The organism is Zobellella endophytica, from assembly GCF_003012775.1.
GTDB classification, from domain to species: Bacteria; Pseudomonadota; Gammaproteobacteria; order Enterobacterales; family Aeromonadaceae; genus Oceanimonas; species Oceanimonas endophytica.
On sequence record NZ_PXYG01000024.1, the window covers coordinates 1 to 960 of the forward strand.

The 960-nt window shown below is 51.6% G+C and carries 1 tRNA gene and 2 rRNA genes; all 3 read right to left on the minus strand.

Annotation, left to right across the window (positions count from 1 at the left end):
• Positions 1-272: ribosomal RNA gene (locus C7H85_RS19240) — 23S ribosomal RNA — on the minus strand; the annotation flags it as partial.
• Between the two features lie 247 nt (positions 273-519).
• Positions 520-595, minus strand: a tRNA-Glu gene (locus tag C7H85_RS19245).
• Between the two features lie 286 nt (positions 596-881).
• A 16S ribosomal RNA gene (locus C7H85_RS19250) occupies positions 882-960 on the minus strand; the annotation flags it as partial.

A 960-nucleotide genomic window follows, 5' to 3' on the forward strand; every position in this document is an offset into this window, starting at 1 on the left:
TTAAGGGCTGGCCCCCGTTCGCTCGCCGCTACTAAGGGGATCTCGGTTGATTTCTGTTCCTCGGGGTACTTAGATGTTTCAGTTCTCCCGGTTCGCCTCGCTGCGCTATGTATTCACGCAACGATACTGCACAAAATGCAGTGGGTTTCCCCATTCGGACATCACGGGCTCAAGCGCTTCTTACCAGCTCACCCGTGCTTAACGCAGGTTAGCACGTCCTTCATCGCCTCTGACTGCCAAGGCATCCACCGTGTACGCTTAGTCACTTAACCATACAACCCCAAGAAGTGTGTATTCACCCATCAATGAGTGAACAGCACTGACTTCGGCGGAGTCGTTGCATCAGTGACCGATGCTTACAACAATTTTTCGCCAAGAAGTTCCAAGACACTTGCGTATCAAGAACTACAAATTATTTCATCAGCTTTCCAGATTGTTAAAGAGCAAGAGCATGAAGCTCTAAGCTGGTGGCTTGAAGACAGACTCTTCCAGCATCCAGCTTAAGGCTTGGCGCGTAAATGGCGTCCCCTAGGGGATTCGAACCCCTGTTACCGCCGTGAAAGGGCGGTGTCCTAGGCCTCTAGACGAAGGGGACAAAATTCACGGTTTGCGAAGCGCAGCTTCGCAGTGAATTTTGTAAAGGCGCAGCCGAGCCGGCGAGGCCAGCGGCAAGACCTTTCCAAAACGCACATCTTGTTGGTAAAGGCGAGTGGTGAGCTCCGCGAACCCAAGGGACAAGAATAAGGCTATCCCTGTACACGGCGTTGCTTGGCTCGGTGTGCAACAAGTTATAGGCGAACTTGCTACCACGCCTCTATCAAAAGCGCTCTATGCATATCAAGCAAACTGTGTGAACACTCAACAGGCGTTGAGATTTAAGGTAAGGAGGTGATCCAACCGCAGGTTCCCCTACGGTTACCTTGTTACGACTTCACCCCAGTCATGAATCACTCCGTGGTA